The 2,867-nt window shown below is 64.7% G+C and carries 3 protein-coding genes; all 3 read left to right on the top strand.

Translation table 11 applies throughout. The features are described 5' to 3' along the window. On the top strand, nucleotides 1–425 hold a 425-nt coding region (locus tag JWR89_RS01420), incomplete at its 5' end, for a triose-phosphate isomerase (RefSeq protein ID WP_299710823.1). Nucleotides 426–624: 199 nt separating this feature from the next. Then, nucleotides 625–1,005 carry a preprotein translocase subunit SecG gene (gene secG, locus JWR89_RS01415; protein ID WP_299710821.1) on the top strand — a complete coding sequence of 127 codons (381 nt, stop codon included), beginning with the start codon at nucleotides 625–627 and terminating at the stop codon, nucleotides 1,003–1,005. A gap of 166 nt (nucleotides 1,006–1,171) precedes the next feature. After that, entirely contained in the window at nucleotides 1,172–2,803 is a 1,632-nt protein-coding gene (locus JWR89_RS01410) for a CTP synthase (protein ID WP_299710818.1), read from the top strand. Nucleotides 2,804–2,867: the final 64 nt, after the last annotated feature.

The raw sequence follows: 2,867 nt of genomic DNA, 5'->3' as shown, positions 1-2,867 counted from the left end.
TGGTGCGGCAAAAGGCGCAGGCCGCCTGGCGCGCCAAGGTGACGGCCATTGTCTGTATCGGCGAGACCCAGGCACAGCGCGACGCCGGCCAGACCCTCGACGTGTGCGGCGCCCAGCTCGCGGGTTCGCTGCCCGACGACGCCACTTCCGGCAACCTGGTCGTGGCCTACGAGCCGGTCTGGGCGATCGGCACCGGGCTGACGCCGACGGTGAAGGATGTCGAGCAGGTCCATGCGTTTATTCGCGAGCATCTCGTCCAACGCTTCAGAAGCGAGGGCACCGCGATCCGCATCCTCTATGGCGGTTCGGTCAAGCCCTCCAATGCCGCCGAACTGATGGCGGTAGCCAACGTCAACGGCGCCCTGGTCGGCGGCGCCAGCCTGAAAGCGGCGGATTTCCTGGCGATTGCGGCGGGGTGCCCATAGCTCCCTCCAGAGCGTGGAATTCGAGGGACGTCTCGATTTACCCGGAGAGCGTTCCCTTCACCCGGGAGAGGTCCAAAGCGACTGCCGCAGGGGGTGACAATCCCCCATTATATCGTGTAGACAGCCCACGACTTCAAAACCCCGCAAGCGACGATTGCAGCCGGCCAGCGGCGCGGCGTGCTTGCGATGGAAGGACCCGATGCAGAGCGTTGTTATCGTCATCCATCTCATGATCGTCGCGACCCTGATCGCGGCGGTGCTGTTGCAGAAATCCGAGGGCGGTGGCCTGGGCGTCGGTGGCGGCGGTGGTGGCGGCTTCATGTCGAGCCGCGGCACGGCCAACCTGTTGACGCGCACCACCGGTATTCTGGCGGTCGGCTTCTTCGTGACCAGCCTGTTCCTGTCGTGGCTAGCCGGCTACGAGCGCAAGCCGACCTCGATCATCAACGGCACCACCGCGCCGGTCTCGCAGCCCGGTGGCGCCCTGGCGCCGCCGACCTCGGGCGGACTGCTGGATTCGCTGAAGAAGTCGGACGAACAGCAGGCCCCATCCGGCCCGCAGGCGCCGCGTTCGCAATAATGCAGCATGGCCATGCAGAACGGTGTCTTCCGTTCTGCATCAGCAGTCCCCATCAAGGGATTGTATTCACTCTGAATTTCAAGTCACCCACAGCCTATCCGAAGTTTCCCGGATGGTTGCGATTCGCTTTTGCGAATCGGGTTGCGAGCCTTAAAGGTTGAGCCCCATGGCGCGGTACATCTTCATCACCGGCGGCGTGGTTTCCTCGCTCGGCAAAGGTCTGGCTTCAGCGGCGCTCGGCGCCCTGCTGCAGGCGCGTGGCTACAAGGTCCGGCTGCGCAAGCTCGATCCCTATCTCAACCTCGATCCCGGGACGATGTCGCCGTACCAGCACGGCGAGGTGTTCGTCACCGACGACGGCGCCGAAACCGACCTCGATCTCGGCCATTACGAGCGCTTCACCGGACGTCCGGCCACCAAGGCCGACAACATCACCACCGGCCGGATCTACCAGGACATCCTCACCAAGGAACGCCGCGGCGACTATCTCGGCGCCACCATCCAGGTGATCCCGCACGTCACCAACGCCATCAAGGATTTCATCCTCGACAGCAACGACGCCTATGATTTCGTGCTGTGCGAGATCGGCGGCACCGTCGGCGACATCGAGGGCCTGCCGTTCTTCGAGGCGATCCGCCAGATCAAGAACGACCTGCCGCGCGGCGACGCCATCTACCTGCACCTGACGCTGCTGCCCTATATCCCCAGCGCCGGCGAGCTGAAGACCAAGCCGACCCAGCATTCAGTCAAGGAACTGCGATCGATCGGCATCCAGCCGGACATCCTGCTGTGCCGCTGCGACCGCGAGATTCCGAAGGAAGAGCGCCGCAAGCTGGCGCTGTTCTGCAACGTGCGCGAGAGCGCCGTGATCGAGGCGCGCGACGTCGACAACATCTACGCCGTGCCCGAGGCCTATCACGACGCCGGCCTCGACGACGAGGTACTGGCCGCGTTCGGCCTGACGCCGAAGGCGCCGCTGGCGCTGCAGAGCTGGCACGACATCAACGAGCGCGTCCGCAATCCCGAGGGCGCGGTGACCATCGCCATCGTCGGCAAGTACACCGGCATGAAGGACGCCTACAAGTCGCTGACCGAGGCGCTGTCCCACGGCGGCATTTCCAACAAGGTGAAGGTCAACCTCGACTGGATCGAGAGCGAAGTATTCGAGAACGAGGACCCGGCGCCGTTCCTCGAACACGTCAACGGCATCTTGGTGCCCGGCGGCTTCGGCCAGCGCGGCGCCGAAGGCAAAATTCGCGCGGCGCAATTCGCCAGGGAACGCAAGGTGCCGTATTTCGGCATCTGCTTCGGCATGCAGATGGCGGTAATCGAGGCGGCGCGCAATCTCGGCGGCATTCCCGACGCCAACTCCACCGAATTCGGCGAGACGTCGGAGCCGGTGGTCGGCTTGATGACCGAATGGCTGCGCGGCAACGAACTCGAGAAACGCCACAATGCCGGCGATCTCGGTGGCACCATGCGGCTCGGGGCTTATCCCGCGGCGCTACGCGCGGGCAGCAAGGTCTCCGAAATCTATGGCGGCGCGCTGGAGATCTCCGAGCGCCATCGCCATCGCTACGAGGTCAACACCGCCTACAAGGATCGCCTCGAACAGCACGGCCTGCGCTTCTCCGGCCTGTCGCCGGACGGCGTGCTGCCGGAGATCGTCGAATACGAGAAACATCCGTGGTTCATCGGCGTGCAGTACCACACGGAGCTGAAGTCGCGGCCGTTCGAGCCGCATCCGCTGTTCGCGTCCTTCATCAAGGCGGCGGCGGCGCAGAGCCGGCTGGTGTAGGGCAGGGCACTCAGCTCGCTTTGAGCTTGGCGACCTTTCGCAAGGCGTCGTCGATGCGCGACTG

The sequence above is a fragment of the Tardiphaga sp. genome (assembly GCF_028290785.1).
Classification (GTDB): Bacteria; Pseudomonadota; Alphaproteobacteria; order Rhizobiales; family Xanthobacteraceae; genus Tardiphaga.
Note: the sequence above shows the minus strand (reverse complement) of the source record. Positions and strands in the feature narration are given on the sequence as shown.